General features: G+C 71.9%; 16 protein-coding genes and 1 pseudogene. 10 read left to right on the forward strand and 7 right to left on the reverse strand.

Annotated elements, in window-relative coordinates:
• Positions 1-24: 24 nt before the first annotated feature.
• Positions 25-1,032, forward strand: coding sequence for a DUF5954 family protein (locus tag ACFYV5_RS08670; protein WP_389165968.1), 1,008 nt, complete (start codon positions 25-27; stop codon positions 1,030-1,032).
• 355 nt (positions 1,033-1,387) lie between these two features.
• On the opposite strand, the gene ACFYV5_RS08675 is transcribed toward ACFYV5_RS08670, so the two are convergent.
• The 3 genes and pseudogenes from ACFYV5_RS08675 to ACFYV5_RS08685 all read right to left on the reverse strand — a co-directional run bounded on the left by ACFYV5_RS08675 (position 1,388) and on the right by ACFYV5_RS08685 (position 3,824).
• Positions 1,388-1,732: an SH3 domain-containing protein gene (locus tag ACFYV5_RS08675; protein WP_389165971.1), complete on the reverse strand. Its 345-nt coding sequence runs from the start codon at positions 1,730-1,732 to the stop codon at positions 1,388-1,390.
• Between the two features lie 311 nt (positions 1,733-2,043).
• Positions 2,044-2,196, reverse strand: a pseudogene (locus ACFYV5_RS08680) (amidohydrolase); the annotation flags it as partial.
• An 86-nt stretch (positions 2,197-2,282) separates the two neighbouring features.
• Entirely contained in the window at positions 2,283-3,824 is a 1,542-nt protein-coding gene (locus ACFYV5_RS08685) for a M4 family metallopeptidase (protein ID WP_389166374.1), read from the reverse strand.
• Positions 3,825-4,089: 265 nt separating this feature from the next.
• Between ACFYV5_RS08685 and ACFYV5_RS08690 the strand changes: the two genes are divergently transcribed.
• Positions 4,090-4,902 (forward strand): hypothetical protein, encoded by an 813-nt coding sequence (locus ACFYV5_RS08690; protein WP_389165974.1) that lies wholly within the window; start codon positions 4,090-4,092, stop codon positions 4,900-4,902.
• Between the two features lie 31 nt (positions 4,903-4,933).
• Here ACFYV5_RS08690 and ACFYV5_RS08695 read toward each other — a convergent pair whose 3' ends face one another.
• The gene (locus ACFYV5_RS08695) at positions 4,934-6,016 is read right to left on the reverse strand and encodes a Ku protein (RefSeq protein ID WP_389165976.1); all 1,083 of its coding nucleotides are present in this window, start codon (positions 6,014-6,016) and stop codon (positions 4,934-4,936) included.
• Positions 6,017-6,065: 49 nt separating this feature from the next.
• On the opposite strand from ACFYV5_RS08695, the gene ligD reads away from it, so the two are divergent.
• Positions 6,066-6,950, forward strand: coding sequence for a non-homologous end-joining DNA ligase (ligD, locus tag ACFYV5_RS08700; protein ID WP_355108056.1), 885 nt, complete (start codon positions 6,066-6,068; stop codon positions 6,948-6,950).
• 81 nt (positions 6,951-7,031) lie between these two features.
• Here ligD and ACFYV5_RS08705 read toward each other — a convergent pair whose 3' ends face one another.
• Positions 7,032-8,003 carry an ATP-dependent DNA ligase gene (locus ACFYV5_RS08705; protein WP_389165979.1) on the reverse strand — a complete coding sequence of 324 codons (972 nt, stop codon included), beginning with the start codon at positions 8,001-8,003 and terminating at the stop codon, positions 7,032-7,034.
• Between the two features lie 343 nt (positions 8,004-8,346).
• Between ACFYV5_RS08705 and ACFYV5_RS08710 the strand changes: the two genes are divergently transcribed.
• From ACFYV5_RS08710 to ACFYV5_RS08730, 5 genes are all read left to right on the forward strand, one after another.
• Positions 8,347-10,407, forward strand: a complete 2,061-nt coding sequence (locus ACFYV5_RS08710) for a HEAT repeat domain-containing protein (RefSeq protein WP_389166377.1) — start codon at positions 8,347-8,349, stop codon at positions 10,405-10,407.
• A gap of 76 nt (positions 10,408-10,483) precedes the next feature.
• Positions 10,484-11,311 (forward strand): hypothetical protein, encoded by an 828-nt coding sequence (locus ACFYV5_RS08715; RefSeq protein ID WP_389165982.1) that lies wholly within the window; start codon positions 10,484-10,486, stop codon positions 11,309-11,311.
• Positions 11,308-12,600 carry an ATP-binding protein gene (locus ACFYV5_RS08720; RefSeq protein ID WP_389165984.1) on the forward strand — a complete coding sequence of 431 codons (1,293 nt, stop codon included), beginning with the start codon at positions 11,308-11,310 and terminating at the stop codon, positions 12,598-12,600. The genes ACFYV5_RS08715 and ACFYV5_RS08720 overlap by 4 nt, the downstream gene beginning before the upstream one ends.
• 56 nt (positions 12,601-12,656) lie before the next feature.
• Positions 12,657-14,036, forward strand: coding sequence for an FtsW/RodA/SpoVE family cell cycle protein (locus ACFYV5_RS08725; RefSeq protein ID WP_389165987.1), 1,380 nt, complete (start codon positions 12,657-12,659; stop codon positions 14,034-14,036).
• Positions 14,033-15,520, forward strand: a complete 1,488-nt coding sequence (locus ACFYV5_RS08730; RefSeq protein WP_389165989.1) for a penicillin-binding transpeptidase domain-containing protein — start codon at positions 14,033-14,035, stop codon at positions 15,518-15,520. Before ACFYV5_RS08725 ends, ACFYV5_RS08730 begins: the two co-directional genes overlap by 4 nt.
• Here ACFYV5_RS08730 and ACFYV5_RS08735 read toward each other — a convergent pair.
• Both ACFYV5_RS08735 and ACFYV5_RS08740 read right to left on the reverse strand, forming a co-directional pair.
• Positions 15,513-16,268 carry a hypothetical protein gene (locus tag ACFYV5_RS08735; RefSeq protein WP_355108068.1) on the reverse strand — a complete coding sequence of 252 codons (756 nt, stop codon included), beginning with the start codon at positions 16,266-16,268 and terminating at the stop codon, positions 15,513-15,515. The two genes, ACFYV5_RS08730 and ACFYV5_RS08735, sit on opposite strands and share 8 nt — an antisense overlap.
• Positions 16,269-16,362: 94 nt before the next feature.
• Positions 16,363-17,472: a ferritin-like domain-containing protein gene (locus ACFYV5_RS08740; protein ID WP_389165992.1), complete on the reverse strand. Its 1,110-nt coding sequence runs from the start codon at positions 17,470-17,472 to the stop codon at positions 16,363-16,365.
• A gap of 168 nt (positions 17,473-17,640) precedes the next feature.
• Between ACFYV5_RS08740 and ACFYV5_RS08745 the strand changes: the two genes are divergently transcribed.
• Together ACFYV5_RS08745 and ACFYV5_RS08750 are read left to right on the forward strand one after the other, a co-directional pair.
• Positions 17,641-18,576: a diiron oxygenase gene (locus ACFYV5_RS08745; protein WP_355108072.1), complete on the forward strand. Its 936-nt coding sequence runs from the start codon at positions 17,641-17,643 to the stop codon at positions 18,574-18,576.
• Between the two features lie 127 nt (positions 18,577-18,703).
• Positions 18,704-19,426 carry a TetR/AcrR family transcriptional regulator gene (locus tag ACFYV5_RS08750; protein ID WP_355108074.1) on the forward strand — a complete coding sequence of 241 codons (723 nt, stop codon included), beginning with the start codon at positions 18,704-18,706 and terminating at the stop codon, positions 19,424-19,426.
• Positions 19,427-19,435: the final 9 nt, after the last annotated feature.

Below are 19,435 nucleotides of genomic sequence, written 5' to 3' on the forward strand. Positions count from 1 at the left end.
CGCCCAGGGCACCACAATGCGCGCATGGGTGGTGACTGGAAGCGACGACTTGAGCAGGCACATCGGGAGCTGGTCGGGCGGGACGACCCCGTGGCGTGGGTCAAGGAGGCCGATGGCGTCGAGGCTTCGCTGCGGTATCCCCATCTCGCCCTGCGCGGACCGCTGTTCGGAGTGGCCGTCGAGCGGGAGCAGGGCTGGGAGGTGGTCAGGGACGTGCAGACCGGGATGCCGCAGGAGGCGCGGGACGGCCTGAATTCGCTGCTGTGGTTCCGGGCCAAGGACGACACCGACGATCCGACGGTGCGGCGGGATCTCCTGGCGGCCGTGGCGATTCTCGAGAAGGAGCCCGTCGACGAGATCGAGGCCCTCGGGGAGCGGTACCGGATCGTGCGAGCCGACGAGTTCGCGCGGAGCGGAGAGGACGGACTCGAGCCACCGCGGGCGACCGATCCGGACGCGGCCGAACCGTCCTGGGAGGGGCCGGACGGGACGCCCTCGCCCGATGACGCGTTCGTCCTCACCCCCGATCGGGAGGACGGGCTCACCCAGGAGGCCCTGAAGATGGGGCTGCGTACGTTTTCGTACACCGGCGAGCGGTTTCCCGCCGACGTACGGGAGGAATCGCTGCGGGCGGTCGACACGCACCCCGACATCGCCCTGCTGCCCGTCACGTTCGGGGTCGCCGAGCGTCGGGGGGCGGGATGGCGGCCGAAGGGAGGTCTGCACCCGACTCCGCATGCGGCGCGGCGCTCGCTCTACCGGGGGATGACCGACCTCTGGGCCCGGATCTACGAGTACGGGGAAGAGAAGGCGGAGCTCTACCGACGGGCCGGGGAGGAGTTCCGGGCCGCCGGGCGAGCCGATGAGGCACGAGTGGAGGACCGGCTCTTCCGGATCAGCCGGATCGAGCGGCTGGTCAGGTTCGGCCCGGACGGGCCGGAGTCGCCGCGCCCCTCGGACGTGGACGAGTACGGGCCGATGAAGATGCACCCCACGATGGACCCGGACGGGACCCTGCACCACGACCGCTGAGCCGACCGGGTGGTGGGAAGGGGGCTCGCTCCGGGAGAGGCCCTCAACTGGCGCCCGTTTCGACGTGGCAACGAACCTTCCGGTGGGGACTCGCCCCGGGCTTCGGGCACTTCGGGGTACCTGAGATCCGGGGCGGGCCGGCCCGGACCGGCACGGATATCAGCTGCCGGGCCCCATCCAGGACAACTGGCTGGGCGGCCAGAGGGTCTGGCCCAGCCACCTCTCCTCGCCGGCTAGCCGGCTACTTCCGCATGGTGACCCTGAACTCGATCTGCGCGGCTGCGCCGTTGGCGGTCCTGTTCCGATCCCCGCCGGGGTCGCCTCTCCTCGATGAACGAGGTTGGGCGCCGGGTGCTCAGGTCTGGAGGCTCCCGCTGTACACCCAACGCTTGTCGCCCTTGTGTTCCCCGGTCAAAACCTTGCCCCACCACCAGCTATAGCCGCTGTCCAATGACTTGATGCAGTAGACGCGGAATTTATTTCCCTTGTAGAGGACTCCCTTTTTGGCGTAATTGGTGCCCGGACCCGTCCTGAGGTTCGCGGCCTCCAAAGCCGTGTCAGTGAAGTCCGCCGGGTTGCCAGTGCACTTGGGGTTGGGGCCGACCGCCGAGGCGGTGGGCGACATGGCGACGGCCCCGCCGAAGAACAGGACAGCAGCGGTGGTCGTGGTGACTACCCGTTTCAGAACCGAGCTCTGCATGAAATTCCATTCTTTGAAATGGTTCGCCGGGGGCTGAAGCAGTTAAGAGCGTCGATGCAGATCGCCGACGTCAGAAAATGCCCCCGTGGCGCACGCGCCTTTATCACGAAATGAAATCGCGATAGCAACGAGTGTATCACGACAGCATCAACCTCCCTCGTTTCAACAGGGAGTTGGCCGAAGTTATGGAGAGGGGATGGAGTGATGTGCAGGCCGGATGGACATCGCGAAATTTCCACCCTCGAATGAGCGCGAACCGTCTCCGACGTGCGCCGGCGTCTCCCCAGAAACCGCTGAAAGGTCTTGATCGAGGGCAGATCGAGCATCCCGATCGCTTTGCGCCGCAGGAGCTTGTACGTGACGTCGTCGGGACGGCCGACAACGTGCTCCGCTGCCACCTGCTTCGTGTACGGCCAGGTCGAGTCCACATGCGGGTAATCAGTCTCGAAGGTGGCGTTGTTCACGCGAGAACAGTGTGCGAACCGTACGAACAGCAAAGGGGCCGCGCGGCATGCCCTCTGCCGCGCGGCCCCCTGAGCGCTCCGGTTCGCTACTTCACGTTGACCGCGGCCCAGGCGGTGGCGACCGCCGTGTGCTCCCGGCTGCCCGCGCCGTAGAGGTCGGCGGCCGCCTGGAGGGTGGCCGTCCGGGCGCCGGCGTAGTCCGTGGACGAGGTCATGTAGGTGGACAGGGCCTTGTACCAGATCTTGTACGCCGCGACGCGGCCGATGCCGGTGACGGTGGACCCGTCGTAGGTCGGGGAGTCGTAGGCGACGCCGTTGATCGTCTTGGCGCCGCTGCCCTCGGAGAGCAGGTAGAAGAAGTGGTTCGCCGGGCCCGAGGAGTAGTGGACGTCCAGGCGGCCGAGGTTGCGGTCCCAGTAGTCGCGGGAGTTGCCGTCGCGGCTCGGCTTGTCCATGTACCGCAGCGGGGTGCCGTTGCCGCGGATGTCGATCTTCTCGCCGATGAGGTAGTCGCCGGCGTCGGAGGCGTTGTTCGCGAAGAACTCGACCGAGGTGCCGAGGATGTCCGAGGTCGCCTCGTTGAGGCCGCCCGACTCGCGGCTGTAGCGCAGGCCGGCGGTGGCGGAGGTGAGGCCGTGGGTCATCTCGTGGCCGGCCACGTCGATGGAGGTGAGCGGCTTGGCGTTGTTCGCGCCGTCGCCGTACGTCATGCAGAAGCACTGGTCGGACCAGAAGGCGTTGACGTACGCGTTGCCGTAGTGGACGCGGGAGTGCGCGGCGACGCCGTCGCCGCGGATGCCGTTGCGGCCGAGCTCGTTCTTGTAGAAGTCCCAGGTGAGCGCGGCGCCGTAGTGGGCGTCCACGGCGGCGGTCTGCCGGTTGGCCGGCGTGCCGTCGCCCCAGACGTCGTCGGCGTCGGTGAAGAGGGTGCCGGTGCCGCTGGTGCCGCCGTTCAGGTCGTACGTCTTGTGGCCGCCGCGGGCGGCGTCGGTGAGGGTGAACGAGGGAGCGGTGCCGAGGGTGACGTCGCCGGCGTACTGGCTGTGGCCCGTACCGGTCTCGATGGCCTCGTAGGCGTACAGCTCCTTGCCGGTGGCCGCGTCGGTGACGACGTGCCGCTCGCTCGGGGTGCCGTCGGCCTGGACGCCGGTGACGACGGTCTCCCAGGCGAGGGTGGGCTTTCCGGTGGCCGCCCAGATCACCTTGCGGGCGGAGGTCGCGGCCGGGGACTTCGCCTCGGCGGAGGCGACCGCGGACTTCTTCGCGGTGTCGGCGGAGACGGCGGCGGCCGTGCCGGGCACGGATATGCGGGCGCCGGTCGCCTTGGTGGTGGAGCGGGCGCCGTTCTTCTTCTGGTGCACGACGAGGTCGCCGCCGAGGACGGGGAGACCCTCGTAGGTGCGCTCGTAGCGGGTGTGGACGGTGCCGTCGGCGTCCTTGACGACGTCCCGGACGACGAGGCCCTCCTGGCCGGACAGACCGATCGCCTTGGCGGTGGTGGCGGCTTCGGCCTGGGCGCCCTTGATCGCGGCGGCGCGCTCGCCGGCGGAGAGCACGAGCGCGGTGGCGCCGGCCTCCCGGTCGACGGCGGCGCCGGCCGTTCCGCCCTGGAGGCCGACGACGACCATGGCGGCCGAGGCGAGCAGGGCGGCGGCACGTGCGGTCGTACGGGCGGTGGTCCGTCCGGTCGTACGAGCGGCGGCGCGGTGGTGCGAGGACTGCAGGCGGGTCACGCGGGCTCCTTCGCTGATGCTGTGGGGGGTGACGCGGCAGCGAGCGTGCCAGCGAAAGAGCCTTTTTGACAGGTCTGCAACAAGGATTTGACCATCCGTTGTCCGGAGGGCGACCAAGTGTGTCCGTTATGCGACCCATTCGGCCTGCTTAGATGCCCTCATGGGAACGCTTCTTTACGTCACCGACCTCGGCTACCAGGCGCGGGGGCGGCGCTACTGCGACGAGGACATCTGGCTCTCCGGCCGGCTGCGCGAGGAGTTCGGCATCGCGCTGTGCCATCCGCTCGACGCGGCCGCGCTGATGGACCGCTTCGACGCCGTCGTCGTGCGCAACAGCGGGCCCGTCATCCACTACCAGGAGGCGTACGACGCCTTCACCCGCGCCGCGCGCGAGACCGGGGTGCGGATGTTCAACTCCCTTTCCGGAAAAGGGGACATGGCCGGAAAGGACTATCTCCTGCGGCTGTCGAGGGAGGGATTTCCGGTCATTCCCACGGCCGGCCGACGCGAGGAGTTCGCGCTGCTGCCGGAGGCCGCCGAGTACGTGGTGAAGCCGCTGCTCGGCGCGGACTCGGTGGGCCTGAGGTTCGTGGAGCGGGCGCGGCTCGGGGAGGTGGACCCGGCCGGGATGCTCGTCCAGCCGCGGATCCCGTTCGCGTACGAGGTGTCGTTCTACTTCGTCGGGCGGGACTTCCAGTACGCGCTGTACGCGCCGGACCCGGCGGCCCGCTGGGTGCTGGAACCGTACGCACCCACGCCCGCGGACCTGGAGTTCGCGCAGCGCTTCGTCGACTGGAACGACCTGGACCACGGCATCCAGCGCGTCGACGCGTGCCGGGCCCCGGACGGGGAGCTGCTCCTTGTGGAGCTGGAGGACCTCAATCCGTATCTCTCGCTCGACCTCGTCGGAGAGGCGGAGCGGGAGGCGTTCGTCAGCGCCGTGAAGGGGTCGCTGCGGGAGCTGCTGAACTAGCGGCCGGATGGCCGCAGGGCCGGCGCCCCGCTCATGCCGAGCGCTTGCGGGGCGTCGCCTTCTTCGCCGTCTGCTTCTTGTCGCCGGCCGTCTTCTTCGCGGTGGACTTCGCCGTCGACGTGCTCTTGGTGGTCGTGGACTTCTTCGCCGCCGTCTTCTTCGCCGCCGACTTCGCCGTCGACTTCCGTGCGGGTGCGGCCGTCTTCTTCGCCGCCGACTTCGCCGTCGACTTCCGCGCGCCGGTCTCCTTGGGCGTCGCCCGCGCGGCCGGCGTGCGCTGCGCGAGCTCGGTCACCCCGGCCACCCCGCCCTCCCCGCTCTCCCCGCCCTCCCCGCGCGCCTCCTTCGCCGCGCGGACACTGCTCTCCAGCGCCGCCATCAGGTCGATGACCTTGCCGCCGCCCTCCCCCTTGGGCTCCGGGGGCGCCACGCCCGCGCCGCCCTCCGCCTTCGCGGCGATCATCTCCTCGACCGCCTCCCGGTAGTCGTCGTGCAGCGTGTTGATGTCCACCTCGCCGAGCGTGGCCATCAGGGCGTCCGCCAGGTCCAGTTCGGCCTCCCGGATCGCGACGGGCGTCTCCGGAGCCACCCCCTCGGGGGCGCGGATCTCGTCCGGCCAGAGGAGCCCGTGCATGGCGATCACATCGTCCACGACCCGAAGCATCCCGAGCCGCTCCCGCCCGCGCAGCGCGTACTTCGCGACAGCGACCTTGTCGCTGCGCTTGAGCGCCTCCCGCAGCAGGGTGTACGGCTTCGCGGCCGGCACGCCGCTCGCGGAGAGGTAGTAGGCGGCGTCCATCTGGAGCGGGTCGATCTCCGCGGCCGGCACGAAGGCCACGATCTCGATCGTCTTCGCCGTCGGCAGCGGCAGGGACGCCAGGTCCTCGTCGGTGATGGGGATCATGGTCCCGTCGGCGTCCTCGTACGCCTTGCCGATCTCCGCCTGGGAGACCTCCTCGCCGTCCAGCTCGCACACCTTGCGGTAGCGGATGCGGCCGCCGTCCTCGGCGTGGATCTGGCGGAAGGACACGGACCGGCTCTCGGTGGCGTTCACCAGCTTGATCGGGATGCTGACCAGCCCGAAGGAAATGGCGCCGTTCCAAATGGATCGCACGTTTCATCCCTTTCGCCCGAGATTTCCGGAATCATGCGATTCTCATCGTATGACGCCGATCACAGAGGTGGAGGGGCGGCGCCTGGCGCTCAGCAACCTGGACAAGGTCCTCCACCCGGCCACCGGAACCACCAAGGGCGAGCTGCTGCACTACTACGCCACCGTCGGAGCCGCGTTCCTCCCCCATCTGCGCGACCGGCCGGTGTCCTTCCTGCGCTATCCGGACGGCCCTGACGGACAGCTCTTCTTCACCAAGAATCCGCCGCCCGGCACACCCGGCTGGGTGAAGACCACCCCGGTGCCGCGCTCCGACGACCCGCGCGCCCGTCAGGTGATGGTCCAGGACCTGCCCTCGCTGATGTGGGCGGCCAACCTCGTGGTGGAGTTCCACACCCCGCAGTGGCGGGCCGACTCCCCCGCCGTCGCCGACCGGATCGTCCTCGACCTCGACCCCGGGCCTCCCGCGACCGTCGTGGAGTGCTGCCGGGTGGCGCTGTGGCTGCGCGAGCGGCTCGCGGAGGACGGCCTGGAGGCGTTCGCGAAGACCTCCGGCGCCAAGGGCCTGCATCTGCTCGTACCCGTACGGCCGACGCCGTCCGAGGAGGTGTCGGCGTACGCGAAGAGGCTCGCCGTCCAGGCCGAGGCGGACCACCCCGCCCTGGTCGTGCACCGGATGACGCGGGCTCTGCGGCCGGGGAAGGTCTTCGTCGACTTCAGCCAGAACGCCGCCGCCAAGACCACCGCCACGCCCTACACACTGCGGGCCCGGCCGCGGCCGACCGTCTCCGCGCCGGTGACCTGGGAGGAGGTCGAGGCGTGCGAGGACCCCGAACAGCTCGTCCTGCGGATGGACGACATCGCGCCCCGTCTGGACCGGTACGGGGACCTGCTCGCGCCGCTCTTCGACCCCGCCCGGGCGGGCGACCTTCCCTGACACCGGCACCCCGCCCGTCGTGCCCGCCGGCCCTGTCCCGTCCCGCCCCGGCCGCCCGTCAGGCCCCGCCCCCGCCCCGCGTCATTCGAAATCGGCGGCCGACTCCTCCGGCGTGAGGTCCGGTCGAAGGCGCAGCCACGACGGCTGGCGCAGCAGTCCGGCCGTGGTGCGGACGGCGTAACGCACCTCGCCCACCAGGCGCGGCACGACCCAGTGCGCCCCGGCCACCGGCGGCACCTCGGAAAAGGGGCACTCCGGGATCTCGGCGGCGTGCAGCAGCCGGGCCAGGGCGGTCCGCTCGGACTCGCTCCAGCCCGTGCCCACGCTGCCGACGTAGCGCAGCCCGCCGGCGTGGCGCTGGCCCACCAGGACCGAGCCGGGCAGTCCGGTGAGCCGCCCGGCCCCGGGCAGCCAGCCGCCGATGACGACGTCCGCGGTCAGCATGTGACGGATCTTGATCCAGTGGCGTGAGCGCACCCCGGGCTCGTAACGGGAGCTGATCCGCTTGCAGACGAGACCCTCCATGCCGTGCTCGCGGGTCACTCGGAGCGCGGTCTCGCCATGGCCCACCAGCGCCGCGGGGGTCGACCACGCCGGACCGGCCAGCGACAGCCGTTCGAGCTCCTGGCGCCGCTCCGTCCACGGCCGGCCGGTGAGCAGCCGCCCGTCCAGGAACACCACGTCGAACAGGACGGCGTGCACCGGATCGCGCGCGGCCAGCGCCCTCGCCCGTGCGGGTGAACCCGCCAGGCCCATGCGCGGCTGCAGCCGGGCGAAGTCGCTGCGCCCCTGCTCGTCGAGCATCACGATCTCCGCGTCCAGCACCGCCGAGCGGCCCGCGGGCAGCGCCCGGGCGAGCGGCCGGAGTTCCGGATAGGCGGCGGAGACGTCCTCGCCGGACCGCGAGCGCACCACCAGCGTGCCGTCCCCCGCGAGATAGAGCATCGCTCTTTGGCCATCTTGTTTCGTCTCGAAGGCCCACTCGGCGTGCCGTGCGGACGGCGGCAGGACGCCGGGTGTGGCGAGCATCGGCGCGATACGAGGAAGGTCCACGGATCAGGTGTCGCCCGGGACGCGTACCGCTACGCCCCGATCCGAGCCGATTCAGCCATGAGACACACGGAACCGGCGGTTCGGCGGCTCGTACCGGCGTACGGAACCCCGGGATGTGTCCGGACGCGGCCGGGGCCGCCCGGCGGCGCTGGTCGGCCGAGGAGCGCCGACGGCGGCCCGGAGCACCTCGCGCGGCAACTCCCGTGCGCGGGAAGGGTGTGGCGCAAAGCGTGCGCCCTCGACACCGTTCGCGCGGCGCCTGCCGTCAGCGGGTCCTGCCGGCCGGGGCCGTGGTGCACACTTGCTGCCTGGTACAGCGCTCACGGGGAAGGCGGCGGCCGGCATGCTGACGGGGATCGAGGAGGTCGACTGGGCCTCGCTGGGCCATGCCTACGGCCCCGCGGACGATGTGCCGGGGCTGCTGCGCGGGCTCGCGTCGTCCGATCCGGCGGAGCGCGAGATCGCCCTCGACGGGATGTACGGCGCGGTGCACCACCAGGGCGATGTGTACGACTCCACGCTCGCCTGCATCCCCTTCCTGCTCGAACTGGTCGCCGACCCCGGGGTCCAGGACCGCGGCGGCATCGTCGAGTTGCTGACCAGCATCGGCGGGATCGATCTGAGCGGCGACGACGAGCTGGACCAACTGGACCCGGACGACGAGGAGTTCATCCCCGCCGCCAACTACGCGATGGCCGCGGCCGCCGTCGCCGCAGGCGCCGACGTCTTCCTCGGCCTCGTCGGCGACCCGGACCCCGAGGTGCGGCTCGCCGCCCCGTGCGCGCTCGCCTCGCTGCATCCCGACCCGGCACGGGTCCTCACCCTGCTGCGGGAGCGGCTGACGGTCGAGTGCGACACGGAGGTGCGGCTCGCCCTGGTGGAGGCCGTCGGACGGATCGCGCGGCGGCACGAGTCGCTGCGGGCCGAGACGGTCGAGTGGCTCGGCTGGCTCACCCGCGCGGCCCAGGCACCCGGGCTGCGGCTCGCGGCCCTCGCCCAGCTGGCCCGGTGCGCGCCCGGCGAGGTTCCGGACGACGTCGTGGAGCGCGTGACCGAGCTGCTCGACGAGGTGCGTGCCGCGCCCGTCGAGCCGGCCGCCCCGGAGAGCGCCCGGCCGTCCACGCCCACCCTCATCGGGCAGGTCCGCGAGCTGTTCGAGGAACACTCCGCCGGTCGCCCGACCCCGTGGACCGACGAGCTGATGCGCACGCTGCACACCGCGCTCGACGACCGCGTGGAGGACCGGATCTCGCTGGTCCTCGCCCAGCTGCGCAGCCCCGACCGGTCGCAGCGGGCGGACGCGATCTGGCTGTGCGGTGGGCTGATACGGGTGTGGCGCGGGCGGTACGAGGAGGTGGTGCGGCTGATCGGGGCGCAGCTCGCCGACCCCGATCCGCGGCTGCGCGAGGCCGCCGCCTCCTTCCTGGAGGGGCTGTTCGAACTGACCGGTCCGGCGACCGACGCCCTCGCGGAGCGGCTCGCCGTCCACGATCACGGCGCACCCGACGGGCGCGGCAGGGCGCTCCTTGCCCTCGCCCGGTCCGGTGACCCTCGTGCGGTGCCGCTGCTCGCCCGGGCCCTGGGGGAGCCGGAGGTACGGCGCGACCTGTTGTACGCGGTGCCCACGCTGGGGCCCGCGGCCGTGCCGCTCGCCCCCTCGCTGCGCCGCCGCCTGGCCCGGGTGGAGCTGGACGACCGGCTGTACGACCACGCGGCGCCGCTGCTCTTCGCGCTGGCCTCGGTCCGGGGCGTCCAGGCCCTGCCGGAGGTCCTGCGGGTGCTGCGCGGGGCGCCGTCGAACCGCAGGGACTGGGTGCAGGAGGCGGCGCTGCGGGCCCTCGCGGCCTTCGGGCCCGCCGCCCGGGAGGCGCTGCCGGACGTACGGGCCCTGCTCGACAGCGACGCGGCCGGGGTCTCGGCGCAGGCGGCGCTCGCGCTCTGGTCGGTGGAGGGTGACCGCGGGGCCGTGCTGCCGGCTCTGGAGGCCCGGCTGCGGACCGGTACACCGGACGCCGACCGGTGCGCGGCCGCCCGCGCCCTGGGCCTGATCGGCCCAGCCGCGGCCGGTTGCGCACCGGCCCTGCTTCCGGGCCTCACCGCGCGCGACCTGTGGGTACGGGTGCGGAGCGCGACGGCCCTGTGGCGGGTGTCCGGGGACGCGGTGACGGCGCTCCCCGTGCTCCTGACGGTCTGGGAGGAGAACCGGCACACGCGCGTGGACATCGCCGAGTGCCTGGCGGAGATGGGCCCGGCGGCCGCGGCGGCGGAGGGTCCGATTCGGGCGGAACTGGCCCGGAGCCGCCGTCACAACGTGCGCGAGAGCGGCTACAGCAGCCATGACGTCCATGAGGACGAGAAGCTGCTCACCTTCTGCCGCGCCGCGCTCGACCGCATGGAGCTCTGACGCTTCGTCGCGCGATCCGGCAGGTGGGCAAAAAGGACTTCCCTAAGAATAAGGTCGAGAGGGAAGACCGACCCGTATGCCCCCGAGGAGCAGCGTGAGACCGCGCGGCCGGACGCTCGTCGCCGCCGTGGCCCTGGCCGCGGCGGCGCCCCTCGTGCTCTCCGGCTGCGGCGGCGAGGGCGGACTGGAGAGCGCGGGCCCCACGCCCACCGCCGTCGGCCCCGTCCGCCTCTGGCCCGGTCTGCCGCCCGCGACCGAGCCGCCGTTCGACTACGGGGAGACGGACACCCAGCGGGTTCCCGGCATCGCGGTCCCGGACGACGACGTGCGGCGCCTCGACGCCGTGGCCGTGGTGCGGGCGGAGGTGAACGCGCACCCGGACACGTACTCCGGCGCGGACGGCATGTACGAGGAGACGGCCCGGCTGATCGGCCGGTGCTCCACCGAGCCCACGACGTGCCCGGTGCTGCGGCCGTACCACCGCGACCTGACCGGCGACGGCCGCGACGAGCTGATCGCGGGCATCCGGATGCCCGACCAGCAGGTCGCTGTGCGGGTCTATCTCGCCGAGAAGGGTGTTCTGACCCGGGTCATGTCCACGATCGACCAGGTGATCAGCGTGGAACTGGCCGGCCGGGACGTGATCGTGCGGGCCGCCTCCGCGGGCATCCCGGGGTACGAGTACCGCACCGCCTGGTCCTGGGACGAGCGGCAGGGCGCGATGCTGCCGACCCGGGACGAGATCGTCCGCGTCACGCCGCCGGGCCCGCCCCCTTCCCGGGCTCCCGAGCCCCGGTTCGTGGAGCCCGAGCCACCGGGCTCCCTTGCCCCCTCCCGTACCGCCTCCCCCGCCCCCTCCCGTACCGCCTCCCCCGTCCCCACCGCCACCGGAGAACCCCGGTGACGCGGCGCGCGAGGCTGCGACCGCCCTCCTGGACCGCGACCCTCACCTGGAAGTCCGCGGTCTTCATCACGGTCATGTGCTGCGCGCTCGCGGCGCTGCTGGGCGTGCTCGTGCATGTCTCCGTGGCCGGGCAGACCGTGACCGACTCCCGCGAGAGGGCGCTGACCCGGCTCACCGACGCCACCCGCGCCTATGAGGCGGGCGACCCGCTCCCCCGGTTCTCCGGCATCGACCCGGAGGGCCTGCCGGAGTCGCTGCGCGCGCTCGCGCTACGGGGCGAGCGCGGCACGGTGGTCGAGAACCACGAGGGCCGCCCGACGATGTGGGCGGCCGGCCCGGCGGACGGCCGCGCCCTCGCCGTACAGGTGGACTACGCGACGAGCGCGGAGACCATCGACGGGCTCGACCGCTCGATCCTCGGTTCCTCGGTCCTGGCGATCGGGGCGACCCTGCTCGTGGGCTCGTTCGCCGTCACCCGCGTCACCCGGCGGCTGCATCTGACCGCCCAGGTGGCCCGCCGGATCAGCGCGGGCGACCTCGACGCACGCGTGGACGATCCCCGGACGAAGGACCCGTCGCGCCCCCAGGACGAGGTGGCCACGGTCTCCGGGGCGCTCGACACCATGGCCTCCACGCTTCAGCGCAAGCTGCAGGTCGAGCAGCGCTTCACCGCCGATGTCGCGCACGAGCTGCGCACCCCGCTCACCGGCCTGTCGGCCGCCGCCGAACTGCTGCCGGAGGGCCGCCCCTCGGAGCTCGTACGGGACCGGGTGAAGGCGATGCGGGCGCTGACCGAGGACCTGCTGGAGATCTCGCGGCTCGACGCCCGCAACGAGACGGTGGACCTGGCCGTGCACGATCTCGGCCCGCTCGCACAGCGGGTGGTGCGGGCGTCGGGGACGCGGACGGAGGTGCGGATCGTCCGGGACGCCACGGTGGAGACGGACAAGCGGCGTCTGGAGCGGGTGCTCGGCAACCTCGTCGCCAACGCGCACCGGCACGGCGCCCCGCCTGTCGTCCTGACCGTCGAGGGCCCCGTCGTCACCGTGCGGGACCACGGCCCGGGATATCCGGAGTACCTCCTGGCGTCCGGCCCGCAGCGGTTCCGTACGGAGAACGGGGGCAAGGGCCACGGGCTCGGGCTCACGATCGCGGCCGGCCAGGCCGAAGTGATCGGCGCGGAACTGGTCTTCGCCCACGCGCCGGACGACGGGGGCGGGGCGCTGGCGCGGCTGACCCTGCCGGAGTACGTGGCGTTCGACGAGGCGGAGACAGAGCCGCGGCCCTGACGGCACACCGTCACACATAAGGGATATAACGCTTATCGCTTGCTACGTTGCGCACCATGACCGCAACGACGGCGGACGCTCCCCCGCCCGGGCCAGGCGCCCCGAAGCGCCGCGGCGTGGAACTCTCCCTCCTCGTCTGCGCCGTCCTCATCTCCGTCCTCGGGTACGCCGACGTCGGCCTGGCCAGGAGCGGCGCCGTGCCGCCGGACGCCGCCCGCTACGGCGCCGGGCTCGGCGCGCTCGCGCTGCTCGCCCATCTCGCCGTCCGCTTCCGCGCGCCCTACGCCGACCCGCTGCTGCTGCCCATCGCCGTGCTCCTCAACGGCCTCGGCCTGGTGCTGATCTACCGGCTCGACCTGGAGACGCCCCATGACCAGGCCGCCTTCCCTCAGCTGGTCTGGTCGACGCTCGGGGTGGCGCTCTTCATCGCCGTCGTCGTGCTGCTGCGCGACCACCGGGTGCTGCAGCGGTACGCGTACCTGTCGGTGGCCACCGCGCTCGCCCTGATGCTCGTGCCGATCTTCTTCCCGGCCGTGAACGGGGCCAAGATCTGGATCCGGATCGGCGGACTGTCGTTCCAGCCGGGCGAGTTCGCCAAGATCCTGCTGGCCGTGTTCTTCGCGGCGTACCTCGCGGCCAACCGCAACGCCCTCGCGTACGCCGGCCGCAGGATGGGGAAGCTGCAGCTCCCCACCGGCCGGGTGCTCGGGCCGATCGTCGCGATCTGGGTGCTGAGCGTGGGCGTCCTGATCCTGGAGCGGGATCTCGGCACCTCGCTGCTCTTCTTCGGACTCTTCGTGATCATGCTGTACGTGGCGACGGGCCGGACCGGCTGGATCGCGGTCGGGCTGCTCCTCGCGGCCGTCGGGGCCTTCGCGGTCGGCTCCCTCGAACCGCATGTGCACGGCCGGGTCGAGGACTGGCTGAACCCCTATCGCTCCATCGAGGCGGGCGACGGGCCGGGCCAGCTCGCCCAGTCGCTCTTCTCCTTCGCCACGGGCGGGGTGCTCGGCACCGGGCTCGGGCTCGGACACTCCATCCTGATCGGCTTCGCCGCCAAGTCCGACTTCATCCTCGCGACGGCGGGCGAAGAGCTCGGTCTCGTCGGCCTGACCGCGCTGTTCCTGCTGTACGCGCTGCTCGTCGCACGCGGCTACCAGGCCGGTCTCGCCCTGCGCGACCCCTTCGGGCGGCTCCTCGCGATCGGCCTCGCCTCCATCCTTGCGCTCCAGGTCTTCGTGATCGCCGGCGGCGTGATGGGACTGATCCCGCTGACCGGCATGGCGATGCCCTTCCTGGCGCAGGGCGGTTCCTCCGTCGTCACCAACTGGATCATGGTGGCGCTGCTGATCCGGGTGAGCGACTCGGCCCGCGCCCCCCGCCCGGACCTCGTCGACACCGAGGTCATCGCCCCGATCACGGAGGGCGCCCGGTGATCCCGTACATCCGGCGCGCGGCCGGGCTCTGTCTCGTCCTCCTGGTGGCGCTCCTGGTGAACGCCGGGCGGGTGATGGTCCTGGAGGCGGACGAGCTGGACGAGAACCCGGCCAACCGCCGCCCGGCGATCGCCCGTTGGGGGCAGCCGCGCGGCGAGATCGTCGTCGACGGGCGGCCGGTGACCGGCTCGCGGGACAGCGGCCAGCAGCTGCGCTACGAACGGACGTACCGGCAGGGCCCGTTGTACGCGCCGGTGACCGGTTACGCCTCCCAGACGTACGGCACCGCGTTCGTCGAGCGCGCGGAGGACGAGGTCCTCGCCGGCACGGAGCCGATGCTGGCGCCGCTGCCGTTCTGGAACGACATCGGCCGGGGGCGGCAACCGGGCGGGGACGTGGTGACGACGGTCCGGGCCTCGATGCAGGAGGCGGCGTACCGGGGTCTGGGCGGGAAGCGCGGGGCGGTCGCGGCGATCGAGCCGTCGAGCGGGCGGATCCTGGCCCTGGTCTCCTCCCCCTCGTACGACCCGGGGGCGCTGTCCGGCACCGGTCCGGAGGTGGAGCGGGCGTGGGCGCGGCTGAACTCCTCGCCGAACCAGCCGATGCTGAACCGGGCGATCCGGCAGACCTATCCTCCTGGCTCCACCTTCAAGATCGTGACAGCGGCGGCGGCGCTGGACGCGGGCGTGGTCACGGACGTCGACGCCCCGACGGACACCCCGGACCCGTTCGTGCTGCCGGGGACCCGGCAGGTGCTCCCGAACACGGCGAAGGGGTGCGGGAACGCCTCGCTGGCGTACGCGATCCAGTGGTCGTGCAACACCGTGTTGGCCGGGCTCGGGGTGGAGGTGGGCCTGGCGGGGATGGTGGACGCGGCGAAGAGGTTCGGCTTCGACGACCCCCGCCTCGCGATGCCCTCGTGGGTCGCCCGGTCGAACTTCGACACGGACATGAGCACCGACCAGCTGGCGCTGTCGTCGATCGGCCAGTTCAACACGACGGCGACGCCGCTGCAGATGGCGATGGTGGCGGCGGCCGTCGCCAACAACGGGGAGATCGCCCACCCGTATCTGGTCGAGCGGACGACGACCTCGGGCGGCACGACGGTGGACACCACCGGCCGGCGCAGCTACCGCCAGGCGATGCGCCCCTCGACCGCGACCCAGCTCCAGCGGCTGATGGTCAAGGCGGTCGAGGAGGGCACGGGTACGAACGCGGCCATCCCGGGGGCGCGCGTCGGCGGCAAGACGGGCACGGCCCAGCACGGCCTCGGCAACACCGGGACCCCGTACGCCTGGTTCATCGCCTGGGCCCAGGCGGCGGACGCGGCCCAGCCGGCGGTGGCGGTGGCGGTCGTCATCGAGGACGCGGAGGCCAGCCGTACGGACATCAGTGGAGGCGGCAGCGCGGCGCCGATCGCCCGGGCGGTGATGGAGGAGGCGCTGCGGGCGGAGTCGGCGGCGCGGCGGGGGCCGGTCAGTTGATCGGCTTGCGGATCTCCGCGCGGATCTTGGCCGTGGTCTCGGCGAGCTCGGCCAGGTCGATGTCCTTCGGGTCGGCGGTGGCCGACTCGGGGGTGACGAGGGCCACGGCGGCGGCGGTGTTGTCGTCGCCCCAGGCGCACATCGGAAGGGTCGTCGTCCCGAGGGCGTCCTTCGACGTGGTGACCTGACAGCTGACGGTCACTCCGTACCCGGCGGGGGTGAAGCTCTTGGGCGACACGACGAGCGTGGAGCCCTTCTCCGTGGCGGCGCCCTTGAGGATGGACCGGCGGGTCTGGGTCGGGTTCTGGATGCGTCCGTGCATGCCGGAGACGACGAGGGCGGAGTCGTCCTTGCCGCTGTACTGCCCGACCGCCGCCTCGGCGTCCTTCACGGTGAGGTCGGGAGTGTCCTCGATCTCCTTGCCCTGGGTCTCGGAGAGGTCGGCGACCAGCGTGTACTCGCCGGCGAGCAGCGTCTTGGGCACCTCGAGCCGGTGCGTCGCCTCCGGGAAGGAGCCGCCGGCACCGGAGATCCCGAGCGTGGCCGCGTACCCCAGACCACCGACCAGGACCACGGACCCGAGGACGATGGCGACGATCGCCCCGGCCGACAGCTTCTTCTTCGGCGGCGGCCCCATGGGCGGCTGCCCCCAGGCCCCGGGCGCCGGGTACTGCTGGGGGAAGCCCTGCGCGGGCGGCGGCCCGTAAGCGTGCGGCGGAGGATGGTGCGGAGGAGGCGGCATGGTCATGCCGGGCACGCTACGTCACACGTGCGAAGGCCCCCGACCCGGGTCCCGGGCAGCCTCCGGCCTCGGACCGCACGCGACCCCGGACCGCACGCGGCTACCCCTGCGCCGCGCCCTGGGCGATCGCCTGCTCCACCTCCGCCACCCGCTCCCGCTCCTCCGTCGCGAAGCGCTCCCGGTCCAGCGCCTCCGCGATCTCCTCGTCCTGGGTCATCAGCAGGTCGAGGTTCGAGTCGCCCAGGTCGAAGACGCCCATGTCCAGATACGCCTTCTGCAGGCGCTCGCCCCACAGGCCGATGTCCTTCACGCACGGGACGATCCGGCTGAACAGCAGCTTGCGGAAGAGGTGCAGGAACTCGCTCTGCTCACTGAGCTCCTCGGCCTCCTTCCTGGGGATGCCGAAGTTCTCCAGGACCTCGACGCCGCGCAGCCGGTCCCGCATCAGGTAGCAGCCCTCGATGACGAACTCCTCGCGTTCGCGCAGTTCCGCGTCCGTCAGCTGCCGGTAGTAGTCGCGCAGGGCCATCCGTCCGAAGGCCACGTGCCGGGCCTCGTCCTGCATCACGTACGCCAGGATCTGCTTCGGCAGCGGCTTGTCCGTCGTGTCGCGGATCATCCCGAAGGCGGCCAGCGCCAGGCCCTCGATCAGCACCTGCATGCCGAGGTACGGCATGTCCCAGCGCGCGTCCCTGAGCGTGTCGCCGAGGAGGCCCTGAAGGTTGTCGTTGATCGGGTAGAGCATGCCGATCTTCTCGTGCAGGAAGCGGCCGTAGATCTCCGCGTGCCGCGCCTCGTCCATCGTCTGCGTCGCGGAGTAGAACTTGGCGTCCAGGTCCGGGACGGACTCCACGATCCGGGCGGCGCAGACCATCGCGCCCTGCTCGCCGTGGAGGAACTGGCTGAACTGCCAGGCGGCGTAGTGCCGGCGCAGCTCGGCCTTGTCCCGCTCCGTCATCTTCGCCCAGTGACGGCTGCCGTACAGCGTCAGGACGTCGTCCGGGGTGCCGAGCGGGTCGTACGGGTCGACCTCCAGCTCCCAGTCGATACGGGTGGCGCCGTCCCACTGCTTGTCCTTGCCCTTCTGGTAGAGGGCGAGGAGACGTTCGCGTCCGTCGTCGTATTCCCAGCTGAAGCGGGCCTGTCCGGACGCGGGGACGTTCCAGGAGGGTTGTTCCGGGGCCTTCACGTAAAGGTCGTGCGTCGACACTGACGACTCCTTCGCTCGCCGAACGTGCTCCTTCCGGCAGGCTCACACGTTGGTAGACAGAGGGTCAACAAGTAGTGCGCAAGGGATTGACGAGCTTACTGACGCGCAGTCTCATAAGGAGTGTCCTCCGGTAACCCGACTGCGTGCACAGCGAGGTGTCTCTCCGTCATGACCACTGGGACCGAGCACGACTTCACCCTCCTCCGGGACGCCCTGGGCCCGCTCCGCGACCGGGAACAGGTCGCCGCGCGGCTGCTCGAGTCCTCCCTCAAGCACTCCTTCGACCCCGAGAGCGAACTCGACTGGGAGGCCCCGGTCGAGGACGGCAAGTGGTTCTGGCCGCCGGAGCTGGTGTCCCTCTACGACACCCCGCTGTGGCGGAAGATGTCCGAGGAGCAGCGGATGGACCTCGCCCGGCACGAGGCGGCGTCGCTCGCGTCGCTGGGCATCTGGTTCGAGATCATCCTGATGCAGCTGCTCGTCCGGCACATCTACGACAAGTCCCTGACCAGCAACCATGTGCGGTACGCGCTCACCGAGATCGCCGACGAATGCCGGCACTCGATGATGTTCGCCCGGATGATCCAGAAGGGCGGCGCGCCCGCCTATCCCGTGCCGCGGGTCTACCACAACCTGGCGCGCGTCCTGAAGACGGTCTCCACGACCCCCGGCTCCTTCGCGGCGACCCTCCTGGGGGAGGAGATCCTCGACTGGATGCAGCGCCTGACGTTCCCGGACGAGCGCGTCCAGACGCTGGTGCGCGGGGTGACCCGCATCCACGTCGTGGAGGAGGCCCGGCACGTGCGGTACGCCCGCGAGGAGCTGCGACGCCAGATGGTGACCGCGCCGCGCTGGGAGCAGGAGTTCACCCGCCTCAGCTGCGGCGAGGCCGCGCGCGTCTTCTCCACCTGCTTCGTCAACCCGAAGGTGTACGAGAACGTGGGCCTGGACCGCCGCCAGGCCGTCGCCCAGGTCCGCGCGAGCGGCCACCGCCGCGAGGTCATGCAGTCGGGCGCGAAGCGCCTGACCGACTTCCTCGACGACATCGGCGTCCTACGGGGCGCGGGCCGCCGCCTCTGGAAGTCCTCGGGCCTCCTGGCGTGAGGGCCCCGGGGGTCTCGACCGGGCGCGCCCGGCCCGTGGGCGTCCGGCCCGTGGGCTGTTGTCGCGGGGGGCTTTCACCTGCGGGGTTCTCGACTGTGCCGGGCCTCGCGGAGTTACCCTGCGAGGCATGACCAGTGCCGCCTCGCCCGCGTACCGCCGGCTCAGTGTCGAGGAGCGGCGGGTGCAGTTGCTCGCCGCCGCGCTGACGCTCTTCGCCCACCGGGCCCCGGACGAGGTCTCCCTCGACGATGTCGCCGAGGCGGCCGGCGTCTCGCGGCCGCTCGTCTACCGGTACTTCCCCGGCGGGAAGCAGCAGCTGTACGAGGCGGCGCTGCGCTCCTCCGCCGACGCGCTGGAGCGGTGCTTCGCCGAGCCGCCCGTCGGCCCGCCGACCGAGCGCCTCGCCCGCGTCCTCGACCGGTACCTGGCCTTCGTCGACCAGCACGACGCCGGCTTCAGCGCCCTCCTCCAGGGCGGGAGCGTCGCCGAGACCTCCCGGACCACCGCCATCGTCGACGAGGTGCGACGGGCCGCCGCCGAGCAGATCCTGGTCCACCTGGGGACGGACGAACCCGGCCCGCGCCTGCGGATGATGGTCCGCACCTGGATCGCGGCGGTGGAGGCGGCTTCGCTGATCTGGCTCGACGAGGACAAGCAACCACCCGCCGCCGAGCTGCGGGACTGGCTCGTCGACCATCTCATCGCCCTGCTCGCGGCCACGGCCGCGACCGACGAGGAGACCGCCTCGGTGGTCAAGAGGCTCCTCGCGCAGGAGACCGCGGAGGGGCCGGTCGGCACCCTTGCACGACGAGTGATCCCCGTGGTGAGCGAGGCGGCACACCTCGTATGAGACTGGGGG

The organism is Streptomyces sp. NPDC003035 (assembly GCF_042888285.1).
Lineage (GTDB): Bacteria > Actinomycetota > Actinomycetes > Streptomycetales > Streptomycetaceae > Streptomyces.

Excerpts from the sequence above, each read along its gene's own strand:
- ACFYV5_RS08715 (WP_389165982.1), top strand. The coding sequence starts at position 10,484 with ATGCCCCCGAGGAGCAGCGTGAGACCGCGCGGCCGGACGCTCGTCGCC.
- ACFYV5_RS08685 (WP_389166374.1), bottom strand. The coding sequence starts at position 3,824 with ATGGTCGTCGTCGGCCTCCAGGGCGGAACGGCCGGCGCCGCCGTCGAC.
- ligD (WP_355108056.1), top strand. The coding sequence starts at position 6,066 with ATGACGCCGATCACAGAGGTGGAGGGGCGGCGCCTGGCGCTCAGCAAC.
- ACFYV5_RS08725 (WP_389165987.1), top strand. The coding sequence starts at position 12,657 with ATGACCGCAACGACGGCGGACGCTCCCCCGCCCGGGCCAGGCGCCCCG.
- ACFYV5_RS08735 (WP_355108068.1), bottom strand. The coding sequence starts at position 16,268 with ATGACCATGCCGCCTCCTCCGCACCATCCTCCGCCGCACGCTTACGGG.
- ACFYV5_RS08675 (WP_389165971.1), bottom strand. The coding sequence starts at position 1,732 with ATGCAGAGCTCGGTTCTGAAACGGGTAGTCACCACGACCACCGCTGCT.
- ACFYV5_RS08710 (WP_389166377.1), top strand. The coding sequence starts at position 8,347 with ATGCTGACGGGGATCGAGGAGGTCGACTGGGCCTCGCTGGGCCATGCC.
- ACFYV5_RS08690 (WP_389165974.1), top strand. The coding sequence starts at position 4,090 with ATGGGAACGCTTCTTTACGTCACCGACCTCGGCTACCAGGCGCGGGGG.
- ACFYV5_RS08670 (WP_389165968.1), top strand. The coding sequence starts at position 25 with ATGGGTGGTGACTGGAAGCGACGACTTGAGCAGGCACATCGGGAGCTG.
- ACFYV5_RS08750 (WP_355108074.1), top strand. The coding sequence starts at position 18,704 with ATGACCAGTGCCGCCTCGCCCGCGTACCGCCGGCTCAGTGTCGAGGAG.
- ACFYV5_RS08745 (WP_355108072.1), top strand. The coding sequence starts at position 17,641 with ATGACCACTGGGACCGAGCACGACTTCACCCTCCTCCGGGACGCCCTG.